Below are 18,896 nucleotides of genomic sequence, written 5' to 3' on the forward strand. Positions count from 1 at the left end.
GGCTTCCTCGGTTGAGGGCTTCCTCAGCTGAGCGTCTTCAGCGACGCCGCGTCGTACGGCCGCAGCTCGTCGAAGCGACCGGCGAGCACCTTGGCCGCCCACTGCGGGTCCTGGAGCAGCGCGCGGCCGACCGCGACCATGTCGAACTCGTCGGCCTCCAGCCGGTCGAGGAGGTTGTCGATGGCCTTGACCGGGGAGCCCTCGCCGCGGAAGGCGCCGGTGAAGTCGCCGTCGAGGCCGACCGAGCCGACGGTGATGGTCTGCTTGCCGGTGAGCTTCTTGGTCCAGCCCGCGAGGTTGAGGTCGGAGCCGTCGAACTCGGGGAGCCAGTAGCGGCGGGTGGAGGCGTGGAAGACGTCGACGCCGGCCGCGGCGAGCGGGGTCAGGACGGCCTCCAGCTCCTCCGGGGTCTCGGCCAGGCGGGCGTCGTAGTTGTCGGACTTCCACTGCGAGTAGCGGAAGATCACCGGGAACTCCGGGGAGACCGCCTCGCGCACGGCGGACACGATCTCCGCCGCGAACCTGGTGCGGGCGACCGGGTCGCCGCCGTACGCGTCGGTGCGGCGGTTGGTGCGCTCCCACAGGAACTGGTCGATGAGGTAGCCGTGGGCGCCGTGCAGCTCGACGCCGTCGAAGCCGATGCGCTCGGCGGCCGCGGCGGCCTCGGCGAACGCGCCGATGACGTCGTCGAGGTCCTGCCGGGTCATCGCCTTGCCCTGGCCCTCGGTGCCGTCCAGGCGGATGCCGGAGGGGCCGATGGCGGGCGCGTCGGCGAACGGCGGCTCGCCCTGCTTGCGCACCATGCCGATGTGCCACAGCTGCGGGACGATGGTGCCGCCCGCGGCGTGCACGTCCTCGGCGACCTTCGCCCAGCCCGCGAGCTCCTGCTCGCCGGAGAACCGCGGGATCCGGTCGCTCTGCCCGGCCGACTCGTGGCCCACGTAGGTGCCCTCGGTGACGATCAGGCCGACGCCGGCGGCGGCGCGGCGCGCGTAGTACGAGCGCACGTCCTCGCCGGGGACGCCACCGGGGGAGAACATCCGGGTCATCGGCGCCATCGCGATCCGGTTGGGGACGGTGAGGCCGTTGAGGGTGACGGGGCGGGAGAGGATCTGGGCCGCGCGGGAGGCGGCGGACGTGTCGACGGTCACGTGGGGGACTCCTAGAGCTTCTGACCAACCGGTATGTGAACGTGCATTGTTGTAGACCCTTAAGTAAGCGGTCGCGCGACGGCCCGCATTCCCCCGTCGGCGGGCGCATGTTGTGAGCCCGGACACGCCCGAGGGCGGCACCCCCTGTCGTCCGACAGGAAGTGCCGCCCTCGGCAGGAAGCCCGATCGGCGAAGGCCGATCAGAAGTCCATGTCACCGCCCGGCATGCCGCCCGGAGCGGCCGCGGCGGCCTTCTCCGGCTTGTCGGCGATGACGGCCTCGGTGGTGAGGAACAGCGCGGCGATGGAGGCGGCGTTCTGCAGCGCGGAACGGGTCACCTTCGCCGGGTCGATGATGCCCTCGGCGACCAGGTCGACGTACTCGCCGGTCGCGGCGTTCAGGCCGTGGCCCGGGGTCAGGTTGCGCACCTTCTCCACCACGACACCGCCCTCGAGGCCGGCGTTGACGGCGATCTGCTTCAGCGGGGCCTCCAGGGCGATGCGCACGGCGTTGGCGCCGGTCGCCTCGTCACCCTCCAGCTCCAGCTTCTCGAAGACCTGGGAGGCCTGGAGCAGGGCCACGCCACCACCGGCGACGATGCCCTCCTCGACGGCCGCCTTGGCGTTGCGCACGGCGTCCTCGATGCGGTGCTTGCGCTCCTTGAGCTCCACCTCGGTGGCGGCACCGGCCTTGATGACCGCGACGCCGCCCGCGAGCTTGGCCAGGCGCTCCTGGAGCTTCTCGCGGTCGTAGTCGGAGTCGCTGTTCTCGATCTCGGCGCGGATCTGGTTGACGCGGCCGTTGACCTGCTCGGAGGAGCCGGCACCGTCGACGATGGTGGTCTCGTCCTTGGTGATGACGACCTTGCGGGCGCGGCCCAGGAGGTCCAGGGTCGCGTTCTCCAGCTTGAGGCCGACCTCCTCGGAGATGACCTCGCCGCCCGTGAGGATGGCGATGTCGCCGAGCATGGCCTTGCGGCGGTCGCCGAAGCCCGGGGCCTTGACGGCGACGGACTTGAAGGTGCCGCGGATCTTGTTGACGACCAGGGTCGACAGGGCCTCGCCCTCGACGTCCTCGGCGATGATCAGCAGCGGCTTGCCCGACTGCATGACCTTCTCCAGGAGCGGGAGCAGGTCCTTGACGGAGCCGATCTTGGAGTTCGCGATGAGGATGTACGGGTCCTCGAGCGACGCCTCCATGCGCTCCATGTCGGTCGCGAAGTAGGCGGAGATGTAGCCCTTGTCGAAGCGCATGCCCTCGGTGAGCTCCAGCTCCAGACCGAAGGTGTTGCTCTCCTCGACGGTGATGACGCCTTCCTTGCCGACCTTGTCCATGGCCTCGGCGATCAGCTCGCCGATCTGGGTGTCGGCGGCGGAGATGGACGCGGTGGAGGCGATCTGCTCCTTGGTCTCGACGTCCTTCGCCTGCTCCAGGAGGGCGGCGGAGACGGCCTCGACGGCCTTCTCGATACCGCGCTTCAGAGCCATCGGGTTGGCGCCGGCGGCGACGTTGCGCAGGCCTTCCTTGACCAGGGCCTGGGCGAGCACGGTCGCGGTGGTCGTACCGTCACCGGCGACGTCGTCCGTCTTCTTGGCGACTTCCTTGACCAGCTCGGCGCCGATCTTCTCGTACGGGTCCTCGAGCTCGATCTCCTTGGCGATGGAGACACCATCGTTGGTGATCGTGGGGGCGCCCCACTTCTTCTCGAGGACGACGTTGCGACCCTTGGGGCCGAGCGTCACCTTGACGGCGTCCGCGAGCTGGTTCATGCCGCGCTCGAGGCCGCGCCGCGCCTCCTCGTCGAACGCGATGATCTTGGCCATGTGAAGTGGTCCCTCCAGGACTGGGGGTGATTCCTTCGGACCGCGCCCGCGCCCGCGACGGACGGCTCGCCGGCCTGCGGTTCCTTGCCCCACCTGGCCTGCGGGCCTCACCGACCCGGTCCTTCTTTGTCACTCTCACCTTCAGAGTGCTAACGCAATGATTAGCACTCGGCATGCCCGAGTGCAAGGTGCGCCCGCGTAGCGGGCTCGTCGAGGGGTGGCGGTCGGGTGACGGGCGGGCGCAGGCGCCTGCGCGGGTACGGGCCCGCCGTCAGCCCCGGGCGAACGCACCGGCCGGACATGCCGCAGGGCCCGCACCTCGTGCGAGGTGCGGGCCCTGCGGTCGAGAAACGTTCAGGCGGTGACGCGAACCATGTCGGCCTGCGGACCCTTCTGGCCCTGCGAGATCTCGAACTCGACCCGCTGGCCCTCCTCCAGGGTGCGGTAGCCGTCCATCTGAATGGCGCTGTAGTGGACGAAGACGTCCGCACCACCGTCGACCGCGATGAAGCCGTACCCCTTCTCCGCGTTGAACCACTTGACGGTGCCCTGAGCCATGCCTAACTCCCCTATTACTGGCCCTTGCACAGATCCACACTTCGCGGACCCGGGTCAGACCTCACCCCCCAATCGGTCGGGGGCGTGCGCCGGAACGCGTCGACCGCGGCTGAATGTATCTGTCCAACTGCCGTCTGCAACAGGTCAATTGGACGAGAATTCTGGACGCGACCGATCCGGAATGTGGGGAGAATTCACCAGAGTTCAGGGCAAGTCGGGCCCCTGAAAACAACACAAAAGCCGCGGAAAACCCGTGCACTTTGGCTACTTCTTATCGGGCTCGCGGTGAGGAATCGAGGGCTTCCCCTCGGTGATCCGGGGCGTGTTCCCCAACTGTACCGCGCTCAATCACACAGAATTGCCCCCTCCGCTTCTCTCACGGAGAGGGCAATCCGATGAACCTTCCGTAACCGTCCTTACCGAAGGTAATGATCGGTCATTCGGTCAGCAGCCGCCGGCGACCGCCGGGATGATCGAGATGCCCGCGCCGTCCGGGGTGACGGTCTGCAGGCCCTGCTCGAAGCGGACGTCGTCGTCGTTGACGTAGACGTTCACGAACCGGCGCAGCTTGCCCTGGTCGTCCAGGACGCGGGCGGCGATCCCGGTGTGGTTCTTCTCCAGGTCCTCGATGACCTCGGCGAGGGTGGCGCCCTCGGCGGCGACCTCGGCCCGGCCGCCGGTGTAGGTGCGCAGGATGGTGGGGATGCGAACGGTCACGCTCATGCGAGGCCAGCCTCTCGGAAGGAGTCCAGGGTCGGGCGGATGGTGGCGGTCAGGCCGGTGCCGGCCACCGCGTCGAGGGTCTTCAGACCGTCGCCGGTGTTGAGGACGACGGTGGTCTTCGCCGGGTCGAGGATCCCGCTGTCGATCAACTTCTTCGTCACGCCGACGGTCACGCCGCCCGCGGTCTCGGCGAAGATGCCCTCGGTCCGGGCCAGCAGCTTGATCGCGGCGACGACCTGCTCGTCCGTGACGTCCTCCACGGCGCCGCCGGTGCGCCGGGCGATGTCCAGGACGTAGGGCCCGTCGGCCGGGTTGCCGATGGCGAGCGACTTGGCGATGGTGTCCGGCTTCTGCGGCCGCACCACGTCGTGGCCCGCCTTGAAGGCGGTCGACACCGGCGAGCAGCCCTCGGCCTGGGCGCCGAAGATCTTGTACGGCCGGTCCTCCACGAGCCCCAGCCTGATCAGCTCCTGGAGCCCCTTGTCGATCTTGGTGAGCTGGGAGCCGGAGGCGATCGGGACCACGATCTGGTCGGGCAGCCGCCAGCCGAGCTGCTCGCAGATCTCGTACGCCAGGGTCTTGGAGCCCTCCGCGTAGTAGGGGCGCAGATTGACGTTGACGAAGCCCCAGCCCTCGCCGGCCGGGTCGCCGATCAGCTCGGAGCAGAAGCGGTTCACGTCGTCGTAGTTGCCCTCGATGCCGACCAGCTCGCCGCCGTAGACCGCGGCCATGACGACCTTGCCCTGCTCCAGGTCGTGCGGGATGAACACGCAGGAGCGCAGGCCGGCGCGGGCGGCGGCGGCGCCGACGGCGCCGGCCAGGTTGCCGGTGGAGGAGCAGGACAGGGTGGTGAAGCCGAAGGCGCGCGCGGCCTCCAGTGCCTGGGCGACCACCCGGTCCTTGAAGGAGTGGGTCGGGTTGCCGGAGTCGTCCTTGACGTACAGGCCGCCGGTGACGCCGAGTTCGCGGGCGAGGTTGTCGGCCTTGACGAGCTTGGTCCAGCCGGGGTTGATGTTCGGCTTGTCGGCCACGTCCGCCGGGACGGGCAGCAGCGGGGCGTAGCGCCAGATGTTGGCGGGGCCGCTTTCGATGCGCGCCCGCAGTTCCTCGGTGTCGTAGCCGGAGAAGTCGTAGGCGATCTCCAGCGGCCCGAAACACTCCTCGCAGGCGAAGACCGGGCCGAGCGGGACACGGTGGCCGCATTCCCGACAGCTCAGGGCGGCGGCGGGGCCGAGGTCGACGGTGGAACTGCCGGTGGAGGCAACTGTCTGCACAGCCATGGGAGGCGAGGCCCTTTCTCCTCATCTTCCTCGCGACGCATCTCGCCGCGAGACGGATTTGGCACCTTCCCTAGCCGGGAGCCTCGCTGTTCGAAGAACGAGACCGGCTGGAGGGTTGCCGGGGCTTCATCGGGCCGTGTCCCTCTGCCCCTCTGGATGAGCGGTATTCGGTTGTGTATGCGGTTGTCGGCGCGCGTGGACCCCCGACATGCGATGGTCATCGGCGTTGTTCAAGACTGTAACCGAAGGCCTGGACAGTTGAGATAGTCGTCCGTACCGCGAGACAACCGTGAGGAGCCCGGGACCGTGCTGGAAGAAGTCGAGCGCTGGCTGAGCGACCGCTCCTGGTCCGTGCACGATCGGCCGATGCACCAGCTCCTGGCGGCCAAGCAGCGCACCGGCCAGGCGGTCAGCGTGGTCCTGCCCGCGCTCAACGAGGAGGAGACCGTCGGCGAGATCGTCGCCGTGATCCGGCGCGAGCTGGTGGAGCGGGTCCCGCTGGTCGACGAGGTGCTGGTGATCGACTCCGGGTCCACCGACCGCACCTCCGAGGTGGCGGCCGCGGCGGGCGCGCGGGTGGTGCACCGCGACGCGATCCTGCCCCGGATACCCGCCGTACCGGGCAAGGGCGAGGTGCTGTGGCGCTCGCTGCTCGTCGCCGGCGGGGACGTCGTCTGCTTCGTCGACGCGGACCTGCGGGAGTTCTCGGCCGACTTCGTCACCGGGATCGTCGGCCCGCTGCTCACCGAACCGGACGTGCAGCTGGTCAAGGCGATGTACGACCGGCCGCTCGCCGGGTCGGCGGGGCAGGGCGGCCGGGTCACCGAGCTGATGGCGCGCCCGCTGCTGAACATGCACTGGCCGCAGCTGGCCGGGTTCGTGCAACCGCTGGGCGGGGAGTACGCGGCCCGGCGCTCGCTGCTGGAGCGGCTGCCGTTCCCGGTGGGGTACGGGGTGGAGCTGGGCATGCTGGTGGACGCGCTGCACCTGGTGGGCCTGGACGCGCTGGCCCAGGTGGACGTGGGGGTGCGCAAGCACCGGCACCAGGACGGGCAGGCGCTCGGCCGGATGGCGGCGGCCATCTACCGCACCGCCCAGCTGCGGCTGGCCCGGGGCCATCTGGTGCGGCCCTCGCTCACCCAGTTCGAGCGGGGGGTGGCGGGCTTCGAGCCGCGCACCTACTCGGTGGACACCGAGGAGCGCCCGCCGATGACCGAGATCGCCGAGTACGCCCACCGCCGGGTGGCGTGAAACCGGAGGTACGGCTGTTCAGGGCCGCTTTCGGGGACGGTCCGTACGTTTGAGTGTTTCCGGGCCGGGCTAGGTTGAGGACCATGGCTTCCACGCACGGTGCTGAGGTGCTGGTCGCGTCCAATCGCGGCCCGGTTTCGTACACGGTCGGCGAGGACGGGGCGCTGCGTCCCAGGCGGGGCGGCGGCGGTCTGGTCTCGGGCCTTTCGGCCATCGGGCCGGAGGCGAACGCGGTGTGGGTGTGCGCCGCGCTGGGCGACGGCGACCGGGCGGCCGCCCGGCGCGCGGACGGCGGGCTGCTGCCGGTCGCGGACACCGGCGGGCAGCGGGTGCGGATGCTGGACATCGACGCGGAGGTCTTCGCCGACGCGTACAACGGCATCGCCAACTCGGTGCTCTGGTTCGTGCACCACATGCTCTACCAGACGCCGCTGGAGCCCGTCTTCGACGCCGGGTTCCGGCGGCAGTGGGCGGCGTACGAGGCCTACAACCGGGCGTTCGCCGAGGCGCTGGCCCAGGAGGCGGCCGAGGGTGCGGCGGTGCTGATCCAGGACTACCACCTGGCGCTCGCCCCGCGGATGCTCCGCCGGCTCCGCCCCGACCTGCGCATCGGCCACTTCTCGCACACGCCGTGGGCCCCGGCGGAGTACTTCCGGCTGCTGCCGGACGACATCGCGGCCGAGCTGCTGACCGGCATCCTGGGCGCGGACCGGGCGGCGTTCCTCACGCGGCGGTGGGCGGACGCGTTCACCGAGTGCTGCCACGCGGTGCTCGGGCCCGGGATTCCCACCGGCACCCGGATCGGGGTGCACGGGCTCGGCGCGGACGCCGACTTCCTGCGCGCGCGGTCGCACGAGGCGGACGTGGACGAGCGGATGGCGGCGCTGCGGGCGGAGATCGGCGAGGGCCGCCGGACGATCGTCCGGGTGGACCGCACCGAGCTGTCCAAGAACATCGTGCGCGGGCTGCTGGCGTACCGGCAGCTGCTGGACGCGCACCCCGAGTGGCGCGAGCGGGTCGTCCATGTGGCGTTCGCGTACCCGTCCCGGCAGGACCTGGCCGTCTACCGGGAGTACACGCAACAGGTGCGACGGGTCGCCGAGGAGATCAACGAGCGCTACGGCACGGACGGTTGGACGCCGGTGGTGCTCCATGTGAAGGACGACTTCGCCCGCTCGCTGGCCGCGTACCGGCTCGCCGACGTGGCCCTGGTCAACCCCATCCGGGACGGCATGAACCTGGTCGCCAAGGAGGTGCCGGTCGTCTCCGACGAGGGCTGTGCGCTGGTGCTGTCCCGGGAGGCGGGGGCGTACGCGGAGCTGGGCGAGGACGCGCTGGTGGTGAACCCGTACGACATCACGGGCACGGCGCAGGCGCTGCACGCGGCGCTGAGCATGCCGGCCGGTGAGCGGGCGGAGCGGTCGAAGCGGCTGGCCGCGGCGGCCACGGCGCTGCCGCCGGCCCAGTGGTTCCTGGACCAGCTGCACGCCCTGACGGATCAGTCGAGCTGATCCGCCAGCGCCCCGAGGAGCCGTACGACGCCCTCGGGGCCGTCGACCACCAGGTCGGCCCTCTCGGCCAGTTCGGCGACCTCCGAGCTGCCGCTGCACACCAGCAGGCCGGGCAGGCCCTCGGAGCGGAGCTTCTCGATGGCGGCGAAGGCGGGGAGGTCGCCGAGGTCGTCGCCGGCGTAGAGGACGGACTCGGCGCCGGTCTCGCGGACGTACTCGCTCAGGGCGACGCCCTTGTCCATGCCGGGCGGGCGCAGTTCCAGCACCATCCGGCCGGGCTCGACGATCAGTCCGTGCCGGGTGGCGAGGTCGGTGAGGGGCCCGCGCAGCGCCTCGTAGGCGGCCTCCGGGTCCGCGGCGCGGCGGGTGTGCACCGCGACCGCGCGGCCCTTCTCCTCGATCCACGTGCCCTGCCAGGCGCCGGCCCGGTCGAGGACGCCGGGCAGTTCGGCGCGGACGGCGGCGACGCCGGGGTGCGGGGCGGGGGCGGAGACGGTGCCGGTGACGGCGTCCCAGCGCTCGGCGCCGTAGTGCCCGAGGACGGTGAGGTGGGCGAGGCCCGGGACGCCGGCGAAGCCGCCGTGGCGGACCGCTACGCCCGCGGGGCGGCCGGTGATCACGGCGACGTGGGCGACCTTGGGGGCGAGGGCGGCGAGCGCGGGGACGGCGTCCGGGTGGGCGCGGGCCTGTTCGGGATCGGCGACGATGGGGGCGAGGGTGCCGTCGAAGTCCAGGCCGATCACCGCGGTGCGGGGCTTGGCCAGCAACGCGGCCAGCCCGTCCCGGCCGGCCTGGGTGGCTGGGGTCGGCAGAGGGTCCATGTACCGACACTATCCAGCGGGGGCCGCCATCACTCCTGGGGCGTCCTCCCCGCGTGACCGGCGGGTGCCGGCCGGCTCAGCGTTCCGCTCGGTGGGTGTCGCGGATCCGGCGCAGCCGGTTGACCGTGACCGGGTCGTGGGCGAGGGCGCGTTCGTCGTCCAGGAGGGCGTTGAGGAGCTGGTAGTAGCGGACCGGGGAGAGGTGGAGCTGCTCGCGGATGGCGCGTTCCTTGGCGCCGGGGCCCGTGAAGCCCCGGCGTTCCAGCGCGAGGATGGCCCGCTCGCGGTCGCCCAGTTCCATACCGGAACCGTAGCTCAGTTCGCGCTGGCGGCGCTGTCCGCCGCGGTGGCCGTCGCCTGGAGGCGGGTCAGGACGCCCGCGGGGCTGCCGCCGGGGGCGACCGCCTGCCCGATGTCCTGCTTCACCGCCGCGCTGACCGCCGCCCAGGACGTCTTGCCCACGGGGTACAGCTCGGACGTGGCCAGCTCGTCGAGGAAGGGGTGCAGGGCCTTGTCGGGCGCCGCGTCCGACGCGCTCATGGTGTTGGAGGCGGAGCTGGTGACCGGCAGCAGGCCGTAGGTGCGGGAGAAGTCGAGGACGTTCTTCTCGCTGTAGACGTAGTTCAGGAAGTCGCCGGCCTGCTCGGCGTGGCCGTTCTGCTTGAACGCCATCATCCAGTCGGTGACCCCCACCGACGACCGGGCCCGTCCGCCGCGGCTCGGCGTCGGCACCATCCCGAACCGCACGCCCTTCTGCTCGGCCTGCTGGATCAGCGTGGGGTGCCCGTTGACCATGCCGACCTGGCCGTCGGCGAACGCCGCGAAGGCCTGCGCCCGGTTGAGCTTCCCGGGCGCCACCGGGCCGGTCAGCCCCTTGTCGACCAGGTCGTCCTTGAGCCAGGTGAAGGTGGAGACGTTCTGCTGGGAGTCGATCGTGTACGTGCCGATGTCGTCGGTGTACCCGGTGCCGCCGGAGCCGCCGTCGCCGCCGGAGAGCATCCACTGCATGGTCTCCGCCTGCGCCTCCTCGGGGCCCAGCGGCAGCGCGAAGGGGTACTTCACGCCCTTGTCCTTGAGCACCTTGGCGTCGGCCGCCAGCTGGTCCCAGCTGCTGGGCGGGGTGAGTCCGGCGCTCTCGAACATCGTCTTGTTGTAGAAGAGCACCCGCGTGGAGGCGGCGAACGGTATGCCGTACTGCGTGTGGTTCCACTGGCCGGCGTCGGCCAGCTGGGACAGGAAGTCCGCCTGGGTGCGGATGGAGAGCAGGTCCGAGGCCGCGTAGAGCTTGCCCGCGGCCGCGTAGTCGGCGTAGGCGCCGATCTGCGCGAGGTCGGGCGCGTGGCCGGCGTCGACCATCTCCTTGACCTTGCGGTCGACGTCGTTCCAGGAGTAGACGCTGACCTCGACCTTCACCCCCGAGTGCGTCGCCTCGTACGCCTTGACCAGCGAGTCCCAGTACTTCTTGGAGCTGTTGGCGGGTGAGTCGCCGTAGTCGGCGGCGACGAGTCTGAGGGTCACGTCGGAGGAGCCCGTGCTCCCGCAGCCGCCGAGGAGCGCGGTCATGCCCATGGCGGACACCACCGCGATCATTCCTGCCGTACGCCGACGCACCGTCAAAGTCCCAACCCTGCTGTCCGACTGTCCGATAGATGGAATCCTAAGGTCTACACCACGCGAGTGGACTAGACCTCTCATGGGTCACCGGGCCACACTGTCCCCGTGAGACATGTCATCGCCCTGGACGTGGGCGGTACCGGGATGAAGGCCGCCCTCGTCGGGGACGACGGCGCCCTGCTGCACCGCGCCCGCCGCGCCACCGGCCGCGAACGCGGCCCCGACACGGTGGTGGCGGGCATCCTCGACTTCGCCGCCGAACTGCGCGCGTACGGCGCCGAGCACTACGGCACCCCGGCCGCCGCGGCCGGTATCGCGGTGCCCGGCATCGTGGACGAGGAGCACGGCACCGCCGTCTACTCCGCCAACCTCGGCTGGCAGGACGTGCCCCTGCGCGCGCTGCTCGCCGAGCGGCTCGGGGTGCCCGTCGCGCTCGGCCACGACGTGCGCACCGGCGGGCTCGCGGAGGGCCGGATCGGCGCGGGCCGGGGCGCCGACCGCTTCCTGTTCGTGCCGCTCGGCACCGGCATCGCGGGCGCGATCGGGATCGACGGCCGGGTGGAGTCGGGCGCGCACGGCTTCGCGGGCGAGATCGGCCACATCGTCGTGCGGCCCGGCGGCGCGCCCTGCCCGTGCGGGCAGCGCGGCTGCCTGGAGCGGTACGCCTCCGCGGCCGCCGTCAGCGAGGCCTGGGCGGCGGCCGGCGGGAACCCGGACGCCGACGCGGCCGACTGCGCCCGGGCCGTCGCGGCCGGCGACCCGGAGGCCGGCCGGGTCTGGCGGACCGCGGTGGACGCGCTCGCCGACGGGCTGGTCACCGCGCTCACCCTGCTGGACCCGCGCACGCTGATCATCGGTGGCGGGCTCGCCGAGGCGGGGGAAGTGTTGTTCCAGCCCCTGCGGGACGCCGTCCGCAGCCGGGTCACCTTCCAGAAACTGCCGTCCATCGTGCCCGCCGCCCTCGGCGACAGCGCCGGCTGCCTGGGCGCGGGGCTGCTCGCGCGGGACCTGCTGACCGGCACCATCCCTACGACTCCGGAGGTAAGCACCTGATGGCCAACGAGCGGGAAACTCCGGCCCCCGACAGCGCCCCGCAGCCCCGGCTGCTCACCGGCGCGAACGTGGTCCTGCCCACCGGAACGGTGCACGGCGGCCAGGTGGCCGTCGACGGCACGCGCATCACCGCCGCCGCCCCGGCCGGCGCCGAGGTCGTCGACGTGAGCGGCCACTGGCTGGTCCCCGGCTTCGTCGACATCCACAACCACGGCGGCGGCGGCGCCTCCTTCTCCGGGACCGCCGAGCAGATCCTCACCGCGGTCCGCACCCACCGCGAGCACGGCACCACCACCCTGGTCGCCTCCACCGTCACCGACGAGATGGACCTGCTGGTACGGCAGGCGGGGCTGCTCAGCGAGCTGGCCGAGCAGGGCGAGATCGCGGGGATCCACTTCGAGGGGCCGTTCATCTCGCCGTGCCGCAAGGGCGCTCACTCCGAGGCGCTGCTGCGCGACCCGGAGCCCGCCGAGGTCCGCAAGCTGATCGACGCGGCGCGCGGCCAGGCGCGGATGCTCACCCTCGCCGCGGAGCTGCCCGGCGGCATCGACTCCGTGCGGCTGCTCGCCGAGCACGGGGTGATCGCGGCGATCGGGCACACGGACGCGACGTACGAGCAGACGGTGGAGGCCATCGAGGCCGGCGCCACGGTCGCCACCCACCTGTTCAACGCGATGCCCGCCCTCGGCCACCGCGCCCCCGGCCCCGTCGCCGCGCTGCTGGAGGACGAGCGGGTGACGGTCGAGCTGATCAACGACGGCACGCATCTGCACCCCGCCGCCCTGGAGCTGGCCTTCCACCACGCGGGCGCGGACCGGGTCGCGTTCATCACCGACGCGATGGACGCGGCGGGCCAGGGCGACGGCCGCTACATGCTCGGCCCGCTGGAGGTCGAGGTCAGCGAGGGCGTGGCGCGGCTGGTGGAGGGCGGTTCGATCGCCGGCTCGACGCTGACGCTCGACCGGGCGTTCCAGCGCGCGGTGACCGTGGACGGGCTGTCGGTCGAGGACACGGTGAAGGCCCTGTGCGCCAACCCGGCCCGGCTGCTGGGCCTCTCCGACCGGGTCGGCTCCCTGGAGCCGGGCAAGGACGCGGACCTGGTGCTGCTGGACGCGGACTTCGCGGTAAAGGGCGTGATGCGCCGCGGCGCGTGGGTCGTAGCTCCCCAACTGGCCTGATACGCCCGGCTTTTCCCGGTGCCGGCGACCGGCCCGCGACTGGGCCGGCCGCCGTCTGTTTGGCATGATCGGGCCCCGGAAACGACAGGCGGCGCCGGAACGCCGGCTTCGAGGGAGGCAGCCCGGGTGATCCTCACGGTCACGCTGAACACCGCTCTCGACATCACCTATCGGGTGCGGTCGCTGCGCCCGCACGCCTCGCACCGGGTCTCGGAGGTCATCGAGCGCCCGGGCGGCAAGGGCGTGAACGTGGGCCGGGTGCTCGCCGCGCTCGGGCACGAGGTGACGGTCACCGGGTTCGCGGGCGGCGGCACCGGCCGGGCGGTACGCGACCGGCTCGCCGGCACCGAGGGGCTCACCGACGCGCTGGTACCGGTGGCGGGGGCGACGCGGCGCACCATCGCGGTGGTGGACGAACGCTCCGGCGACACCACCCAGCTGAACGAGCCGGGCCCGCAGATCGCGCCCGCCGAGTGGGGCACGTTCCTCGACCGCTACGAGGGCCTGCTGGCCGGCGCCTCGGCGGTGGCGCTGTGCGGCAGCCTGCCGCCCGGGGTGCCCGTGGGGGCGTACGCGGGCCTCGTCCGCACCGCGCGGTCCTTCGGCGTGCCGATCCTGCTGGACACCAGCGGCGAACCGCTGCGCCGCGGGGTGGCGGCCCGCCCCGACATCATCAAGCCGAACGCCGACGAACTGGCCGAACTCACCGGCTCCCACGACCCGTTGCGCGCCACCCGGGACGCCCGCCGGCGCGGCGCCCACGCGGTGGTCGCCTCCCTGGGCCCGGACGGCCTGCTCGCCGCCACCCCCGACGGCCACTGGCGCGCGAGCCCGCCGTCGCGGGTGCACGGCAACCCGACCGGCGCGGGCGACTCGGCGGTGGCCGCCCTGCTGTCGGGCCTGGTCGAACGGCTCGGCTGGCCGGACCGGCTGTCCCGGGCGGTGGCCCTGTCGGCGGCGACCGTACGGGCGCCCGCGGCGGGCGAGTTCGACCGCGGGACGTACGAGAGACTCCTGGAGCAGGTGTCGGTGACGACGGCGCACTAGCCTCGCGCCCCTCGCCGGACATGCACGCATGACAGATTGGCCGAGAAACACCCTTTCCCCCTATAGCGAATGAATGATCGGATGATCACTCATTCGCTACATTGACCAGTAGCGTCCTATATAGGGGAACCTCACATGAGCATGCTCGCGAAGAGCCTGGCGACGGTGGCTGTGACCAGCGCGTTGCTGGGCGGCGCCTTTGCCACACCGGCCGCGGCGGCCGATCCCAACACCTGCCCGAAGGGCAAGTTCTGCGGATGGTCAGGGACGAACAGGACCGGGACCAGGACCGTCTACTCCGAAACGCCCGGCTGTATCCCTCTCGCCCACATCGCCCGATCCGTCTCGAACCAGACTTCTTACACTCTGGTCTTCTGGAAGGCCACCCTCGGCTGCGCCACCGGCACCAAACTGGTCACGCTGAAGCCGGGCAGCTACTCGGACAACCCCGGCAGCGCCAACTCGGTCGAGATCTACGGGTGAGGCACGCCAGAAGGGCTTGACCCGAAGTCCACAATGCTCGACAGCCGCCGAGAATCAACACCTCCGGCGGCTGTCACGCTTGACGGACCGCATCGGCCTCTACTTGGAGATGTAGAACTGATCGATGAGGGCGTTGCACTGGTTCCCTTGACCACAGGCGATCGACAAGGTGTTGGCGCCCTGGTTCAGGGTTACCGGAGCCCAGGTGGTCTGCCAGCCCTTCTCGAAGTCGCCTTTCGGCGAGTGGATGAAGTTCTTCATGCCGAGCGGCTGTTGGTTGGGTTTGCCGTTGACCGTCAACGTTGCGTTGGCGTCCTCACCGGGAATGGAATAACGCACGTACAGGCGGTACGAACCGGCTTCCCGGATGCCACCGACAGTCCAGGTGACCGAGGCGCCGACCTGATTGAGGCCGGCCACGTACCTGCCGCCCGCTCCCTTCGCGCCCTTCACGTCCGAAGACACCGCGGCCCCGCCCGCCAGCTGCACGGAGCTGTCCGCCGCGTCCGCCTTCGGCAGCGTGCCGTCGGATGAGCTGCTGCTCGTCGGCGTCGGGTCCGCGTTCTGGGACTGGGCCGGGGTGGCGCCGGCCTGGTCGTCGGAGTTCTTGTCGTCCGAGTTGCCGTTGAACATGGCGATGCTGATGCCGACGACCACCGCGGCGACCACCGCGATCGCGCCGATCAGCAGGCCCTTGGTGTTGGGGCCGCGGCGGCCGGGGCCGGACCGGGGGGCCGGGGGACGGCTGCCGGGCGGGGTGGCACCGGGGAGCGTCTCGGGGGCCTGGTAGTGGGCGTTCGGCTGGCCGTAGGCGCCCTGCGGCGGGACGTAGGGCGGCTGCTGCTGGCCGTACTGACGCTCGCCGACCGTGCGCACCCTGCTGACCGAGTTCGGGTAGCCGTAGCCGCCGGACGGCGGCTGCGCCCCTCGGGCCTGGCCGTCTGCGTACAGATAGCCGAACGGGTCGTCTTCCTCGGGCGTGCTCGCGCCGTTGTCGCCGGGCGTCATCCCTTGGTACTCCTCAACAGGTGCGAACTGATGCGGTCATGGCTGGAAAGGCGAGCCTACCCCCACCGTCTGAGCCAAACGGGTGACCTAGACCGCATCAACTCGCTGACCTGCGGTTCATCCCGCACGTCGATGCTGTTTGGGACGAGATCGTTTCTCTACGTACATCCGCTCGTCGGCCGACTTCAGGACCTCGTCGGCGGTCATCCCGCAGTGCGCCCAGCCGATGCCGAAGCTCGCGCCCACCCGGACCGCCCGCCCCTCGGCCCGGATCGGCTGGATGATCTCGTTGCGCAGCCGTACGGCCAGGTCCTCGGCGTCGGCGCGGCCGAGGCCGTCGGCGAGGATCACGAACTCGTCACCGCCGAGCCGGGCCACCGTGTCGCCGTCGCGCACGCCCTGGGACAGCCGCCGGGCGACCTCGATCAGCACCGCGTCGCCCGCGTTGTGACCGAACCGGTCGTTGATCGACTTGAAGCCGTCCAGGTCGCAGAAGAGGACCGCGAGGCCCTTGGTGCCGTCGTCCTGGTCGCCCTCGGGGGCCACGGTGTGCACATGGTGGTCGTAGGCGTCGTACGCCTCCGCGCCCGGCGCGAAGTCGAAGCCGTGCCCCGCGGGGCCGTCGTACGCGGGGTGGCCGTAGGCCGCGTCCAGGGACTCCAGGGCGCCGGCGTGCGCCGGGCGGCGGCACAGCCGGGCGGAGAGCCGTGAGCGCAGCTCGGCGGAGTTCGGCAGGCCGGTCAGCGAGTCGTGCGAGGCGCGGTGGGCGAGCTGGAGCTCGCGGCGCTTGCGCTCCTCTATGTCCTCGACGTGGGTGAGCAGGAAGCGGGGCCCGTCGGCGGCGTCCGCGACCACGCTGTTGCGCAGCGACACCCAGACGTACGACCCGTCCCGGCGGCCGAGGCGCAGCTCGGCGCGGCCGCCCTCCGCCGAGGTGCGCAGCAGGGTGCCGATGTCCTCGGGGTGGACGAGATCGGAGAAGGCGTAGCGGCGCATCGCGGAGGCCGGCCGGCCCAGCAGCCGGCACAGGGCGTCGTTGGTGCGCAGGATGCGGCCGTGCTGTTCGCCGCCCATCTCGGCGATGGCCATGCCGGACGGCGCGTACTCGAAGGCCTGCCGGAAACTCTCCTCGCTGGCCCGCAGCGCCTGCTGCTCGCGCTCCAGGCGGACCAGGGCGCGCTGCATGTTGGAGCGCAGCCGGGCGTTGCTGATCGCGATGGCGGCCTGGAAGGCGTACATCTGGAGGGCCTCGCGGCCCCAGGCGCCGGGCAGACGGCCGTTGCGCGGGCGGTCCACGGATATGACGCCGAGCAGCTCGCCGCAGGTGGAGCCCTGCACGCCCGGGGTGTACATGGGGGCGAAGAGCCGGTCGGAGGGGTGCCACTCGTCCTCGAAGCGCGGCGCGGGACCGTCAGTGAACCACTGGGGCACGTCGTCGTCGTCCAGCACCCAGCCCTCGGTGTGCGGTATGAAGACGAGGTCGCCCCAGCGCTCGCCCATGCCCAGCCGGCGGTCCCAGGCGTCGCGGGAGCCGACCCGGCCGGTGATCAGGGACTCGGCGGCGGAGTTGCCGGAGAAGGCGGCCACGACGAGGTCGCCGTCGGGGCGCACGAGGTTCACGCACGCCATCTCGTAGCCCAGGGCGTTCACCGCGCCGTCGGCCACGGTCTGCAAGGTGTCCGCCAGGCTGCGTGCCGTGTTCATGTCCGCCATGACCTGGTGCAGCTGCCGCAGGGACGCAAGACGGACGTACGGCTCCGACTCGGTCTCCATGCTCGCCCTCCCCCCGAGACCTCGCAGCGAATCAAGGGTCGTCGTCTTCGGCGCCTCGTGGTTGCTCCAGCAGTTTCACCGCCACTGAATCACAGCGCGCTGCCCACCCGGTACACAGGGTCAACAATTCCTGCCCCTTGTGACTCAAGTCACAGCAAAACATGAACAATTGGGCAGTGTTTCCGCGTTCTTCCCGAGTTCACCCATTGCCGGTACCGCGGTCGTGTGCGGTGTGGTTCCGCGGGGTGTCCGTCCGCCGCTGGTCCTAGGACCCGGCTCGGGCGGAGGCCCGATGCGGTGCCCGCGGGCCGCAGACTAGCGTTTCCGGCGTGCTGAAGACGCCTTCCCCCACGACTCCCACGGCTTCCGGGCATGCTGAGGGGGTGAGCAACGACGAGTTCCGGGCCGCGCTGTCCCGACTGGCCGCCGGTGTGGTCCTGGTCACCGCGCAGGAACCGCCGCTCGATCCGGACGACCCGACCGCACCGGGCGTGGAGGACGTCGGCATGACCGCGACCGCCTTCATGTCCGTCTCCCTCGACCCGCCGCTGGTCCTGGTCAGCCTGCGGGAGGGCTCGCGCATGGACGACCTGCTCGCCGAGCAGCCGCTGTGGGCGGTGTCGGTGCTCGCCCAGAGCCAGCGGCACATCGCGGGCCGCTTCGCCATGCGAGGCCGCATCAGCGACCGGCTGCTCTTCGAGGACATCCCCTACACGCGCGGCGAGGCCACGAACGCCCCGCTGGTGGGCGGCGCGCTCGCCACGCTGGAGTGCCGGACCGAGCAGCGGGTGGCGGCCGGGGACCACACGCTGGTCATCGGCCGGGTGCTGACGGCGCGGGTGCCGAGCGCGGAGGGCGGGCCGCTGACGTATTTCCGGGGCCGCTACCGGCAGTTGGGCTGAGGCGCCGCGAATTCCCGTGGTGGCGGGGCCGCCCCGCCGCCTAGGGTCTTTCGTTTGGATCAGGCCGGATCAGCGAGCGGGGCCTGGTGCGTGCAGATGCAAGGCGGAGGAGGGAGTCGACGCGGAGCGTCGGCGACTGACGACAACGCGGCAGATGCGCGTGCCAGGCCCCGCGAGCCTGGCCTGATCCAAACGAGAGGCCCTAGGGTGCGCGGATGGCACCGCAGCTGGCAGAGATCACGCCCCGCACCTTCGAGGCCGCCCTCGGCATCCGGGTCCGGCCCGACCAGGAACACGCCGTCGAGCCGGTCGAGCGCTCGCTCGCCGAGGCGTACGTCCACCCCGCCGGGGTGGCCTGGCCCCGCCTGATCCTCGACGGCTCCCGGCCGGTCGGGTTCCTCATGGCCTTCCTCGACATCGACTGGTACGGCGACGGGAGCGTGCGCCGCTCCGGCCTGTGGCGGCTGAACATCGCGGCGGACGAACAGGGCCGCGGGTACGGGCGCTTCGCGGTCGCGGCGGTCGGCGCGGAGATCCGGCGCCGGGGCGGGTCCGATCTGTACGTGACCTGGCACCCGGGCCCGGACGGCCCCGAGGAGTTCTACCTCCGCCTGGGCTTCCGCAAGACCGGGGAGAGGAGCGGGGGCCAGGTGGTCGGGGTGCTCGGGCCGGCGGACGGGCCGGACGACGGGAGGGCCTAGGCACCGCGCCCGGCCCGCC

At 71.6% G+C, this 18,896-nt stretch carries 18 protein-coding genes and 1 riboswitch; of the genes, 8 read left to right on the forward strand and 10 right to left on the reverse strand.

Annotated elements, in window-relative coordinates; genetic code table 11:
• Window positions 1–23: 23 nt before the first annotated feature.
• The 5 genes from BLW85_RS18350 to thrC form a co-directional block, all read right to left on the reverse strand.
• The gene (locus BLW85_RS18350; RefSeq protein ID WP_074992620.1) at window positions 24–1,151 is read right to left on the reverse strand and encodes an NADH:flavin oxidoreductase; all 1,128 of its coding nucleotides are present in this window, start codon (window positions 1,149–1,151) and stop codon (window positions 24–26) included.
• 200 nt (window positions 1,152–1,351) lie between these two features.
• Window positions 1,352–2,974 carry a chaperonin GroEL gene (gene groL, locus BLW85_RS18355; protein ID WP_037653355.1) on the reverse strand — a complete coding sequence of 541 codons (1,623 nt, stop codon included), beginning with the start codon at window positions 2,972–2,974 and terminating at the stop codon, window positions 1,352–1,354.
• A gap of 354 nt (window positions 2,975–3,328) precedes the next feature.
• Window positions 3,329–3,532: a cold-shock protein gene (locus BLW85_RS18360; protein ID WP_004986573.1), complete on the reverse strand. Its 204-nt coding sequence runs from the start codon at window positions 3,530–3,532 to the stop codon at window positions 3,329–3,331.
• A gap of 444 nt (window positions 3,533–3,976) precedes the next feature.
• Entirely contained in the window at window positions 3,977–4,255 is a 279-nt protein-coding gene (locus tag BLW85_RS18365) for a MoaD/ThiS family protein (RefSeq protein WP_070024021.1), read from the reverse strand.
• Entirely contained in the window at window positions 4,252–5,535 is a 1,284-nt protein-coding gene (gene thrC / locus BLW85_RS18370; protein ID WP_070024022.1) for a threonine synthase, read from the reverse strand. The genes BLW85_RS18365 and thrC overlap by 4 nt, the downstream gene beginning before the upstream one ends.
• An 18-nt stretch (window positions 5,536–5,553) precedes the next feature.
• A riboswitch (SAM riboswitch) is annotated at window positions 5,554–5,698 on the reverse strand.
• A 143-nt stretch (window positions 5,699–5,841) separates the two neighbouring features.
• Between thrC and BLW85_RS18375 the strand changes: the two genes are divergently transcribed.
• Both BLW85_RS18375 and BLW85_RS18380 read left to right on the forward strand, forming a co-directional pair.
• Window positions 5,842–6,786, forward strand: a complete 945-nt coding sequence (locus BLW85_RS18375) for a glucosyl-3-phosphoglycerate synthase (RefSeq protein ID WP_074992621.1) — start codon at window positions 5,842–5,844, stop codon at window positions 6,784–6,786.
• Window positions 6,787–6,869: 83 nt separating this feature from the next.
• Window positions 6,870–8,297 (forward strand): alpha,alpha-trehalose-phosphate synthase (UDP-forming), encoded by a 1,428-nt coding sequence (locus BLW85_RS18380; RefSeq protein WP_071828473.1) that lies wholly within the window; start codon window positions 6,870–6,872, stop codon window positions 8,295–8,297.
• Here BLW85_RS18380 and otsB read toward each other — a convergent pair.
• The 3 genes from otsB to BLW85_RS18395 form a co-directional block, all read right to left on the reverse strand.
• Window positions 8,285–9,118: a trehalose-phosphatase gene (gene otsB, locus BLW85_RS18385; protein ID WP_070024029.1), complete on the reverse strand. Its 834-nt coding sequence runs from the start codon at window positions 9,116–9,118 to the stop codon at window positions 8,285–8,287. The two genes, BLW85_RS18380 and otsB, sit on opposite strands and share 13 nt — an antisense overlap.
• A 76-nt stretch (window positions 9,119–9,194) precedes the next feature.
• Complete coding sequence (locus BLW85_RS18390) at window positions 9,195–9,419, reverse strand: DUF3263 domain-containing protein (RefSeq protein WP_070024030.1); 225 nt, start codon at window positions 9,417–9,419, stop codon at window positions 9,195–9,197.
• Between the two features lie 14 nt (window positions 9,420–9,433).
• Window positions 9,434–10,708, reverse strand: coding sequence for an extracellular solute-binding protein (locus BLW85_RS18395; RefSeq protein WP_208624971.1), 1,275 nt, complete (start codon window positions 10,706–10,708; stop codon window positions 9,434–9,436).
• A gap of 129 nt (window positions 10,709–10,837) precedes the next feature.
• On the opposite strand from BLW85_RS18395, the gene BLW85_RS18400 reads away from it, so the two are divergent.
• From BLW85_RS18400 to BLW85_RS18415, 4 genes are all read left to right on the forward strand, one after another.
• Entirely contained in the window at window positions 10,838–11,785 is a 948-nt protein-coding gene (locus BLW85_RS18400; protein ID WP_074992622.1) for an ROK family protein, read from the forward strand.
• Entirely contained in the window at window positions 11,785–12,963 is a 1,179-nt protein-coding gene (gene nagA, locus BLW85_RS18405) for an N-acetylglucosamine-6-phosphate deacetylase (protein WP_177329890.1), read from the forward strand. Before BLW85_RS18400 ends, nagA begins: the two co-directional genes overlap by 1 nt.
• A 126-nt stretch (window positions 12,964–13,089) precedes the next feature.
• Window positions 13,090–14,010 (forward strand): 1-phosphofructokinase family hexose kinase, encoded by a 921-nt coding sequence (locus BLW85_RS18410; protein WP_074992623.1) that lies wholly within the window; start codon window positions 13,090–13,092, stop codon window positions 14,008–14,010.
• 135 nt (window positions 14,011–14,145) lie between these two features.
• Window positions 14,146–14,493, forward strand: coding sequence for a peptidase inhibitor family I36 protein (locus BLW85_RS18415; protein WP_074992624.1), 348 nt, complete (start codon window positions 14,146–14,148; stop codon window positions 14,491–14,493).
• A 99-nt stretch (window positions 14,494–14,592) separates the two neighbouring features.
• Here the strand turns inward: BLW85_RS18415 and BLW85_RS18420 are convergent, their stop codons facing one another.
• Together BLW85_RS18420 and cdgB are read right to left on the reverse strand one after the other, a co-directional pair.
• On the reverse strand, window positions 14,593–15,501 hold the full coding sequence (locus tag BLW85_RS18420; RefSeq protein WP_074992625.1) for a carbohydrate-binding protein: 909 nt from the start codon (window positions 15,499–15,501) through the stop codon (window positions 14,593–14,595).
• Window positions 15,502–15,618: 117 nt separating this feature from the next.
• Window positions 15,619–17,274, reverse strand: coding sequence for a diguanylate cyclase CdgB (cdgB, locus tag BLW85_RS18425; protein ID WP_070024038.1), 1,656 nt, complete (start codon window positions 17,272–17,274; stop codon window positions 15,619–15,621).
• Window positions 17,275–17,603: 329 nt separating this feature from the next.
• Here cdgB and BLW85_RS18430 point away from each other — a divergent pair, with 329 nt between their 5' ends.
• Together BLW85_RS18430 and BLW85_RS18435 are read left to right on the forward strand one after the other, a co-directional pair.
• Window positions 17,604–18,176, forward strand: a complete 573-nt coding sequence (locus tag BLW85_RS18430; RefSeq protein WP_071828471.1) for a flavin reductase family protein — start codon at window positions 17,604–17,606, stop codon at window positions 18,174–18,176.
• Between the two features lie 215 nt (window positions 18,177–18,391).
• On the forward strand, window positions 18,392–18,877 hold the full coding sequence (locus tag BLW85_RS18435; RefSeq protein WP_070024042.1) for a GNAT family N-acetyltransferase: 486 nt from the start codon (window positions 18,392–18,394) through the stop codon (window positions 18,875–18,877).
• Window positions 18,878–18,896 lie beyond the last annotated feature (19 nt).

The sequence above is a fragment of the Streptomyces misionensis genome (assembly GCF_900104815.1).
GTDB classification, from domain to species: Bacteria; Actinomycetota; Actinomycetes; order Streptomycetales; family Streptomycetaceae; genus Streptomyces; species Streptomyces misionensis.

Bases quoted from the DNA above. Each gene is read 5' to 3' on its own strand.
- thrC (WP_070024022.1), bottom strand. From the start codon at position 5,535: ATGGCTGTGCAGACAGTTGCCTCCACCGGCAGTTCCACCGTCGACCTC.
- BLW85_RS18360 (WP_004986573.1), bottom strand. From the start codon at position 3,532: ATGGCTCAGGGCACCGTCAAGTGGTTCAACGCGGAGAAGGGGTACGGC.
- otsB (WP_070024029.1), bottom strand. From the start codon at position 9,118: ATGGACCCTCTGCCGACCCCAGCCACCCAGGCCGGCCGGGACGGGCTG.
- nagA (WP_177329890.1), top strand. From the start codon at position 11,785: ATGGCCAACGAGCGGGAAACTCCGGCCCCCGACAGCGCCCCGCAGCCC.
- groL (WP_037653355.1), bottom strand. From the start codon at position 2,974: ATGGCCAAGATCATCGCGTTCGACGAGGAGGCGCGGCGCGGCCTCGAG.
- BLW85_RS18435 (WP_070024042.1), top strand. From the start codon at position 18,392: ATGGCACCGCAGCTGGCAGAGATCACGCCCCGCACCTTCGAGGCCGCC.
- BLW85_RS18420 (WP_074992625.1), bottom strand. From the start codon at position 15,501: ATGACGCCCGGCGACAACGGCGCGAGCACGCCCGAGGAAGACGACCCG.
- BLW85_RS18415 (WP_074992624.1), top strand. From the start codon at position 14,146: ATGAGCATGCTCGCGAAGAGCCTGGCGACGGTGGCTGTGACCAGCGCG.
- BLW85_RS18380 (WP_071828473.1), top strand. From the start codon at position 6,870: ATGGCTTCCACGCACGGTGCTGAGGTGCTGGTCGCGTCCAATCGCGGC.
- cdgB (WP_070024038.1), bottom strand. From the start codon at position 17,274: ATGGAGACCGAGTCGGAGCCGTACGTCCGTCTTGCGTCCCTGCGGCAG.
- BLW85_RS18390 (WP_070024030.1), bottom strand. From the start codon at position 9,419: ATGGAACTGGGCGACCGCGAGCGGGCCATCCTCGCGCTGGAACGCCGG.
- BLW85_RS18395 (WP_208624971.1), bottom strand. From the start codon at position 10,708: ATGATCGCGGTGGTGTCCGCCATGGGCATGACCGCGCTCCTCGGCGGC.
- BLW85_RS18365 (WP_070024021.1), bottom strand. From the start codon at position 4,255: ATGAGCGTGACCGTTCGCATCCCCACCATCCTGCGCACCTACACCGGC.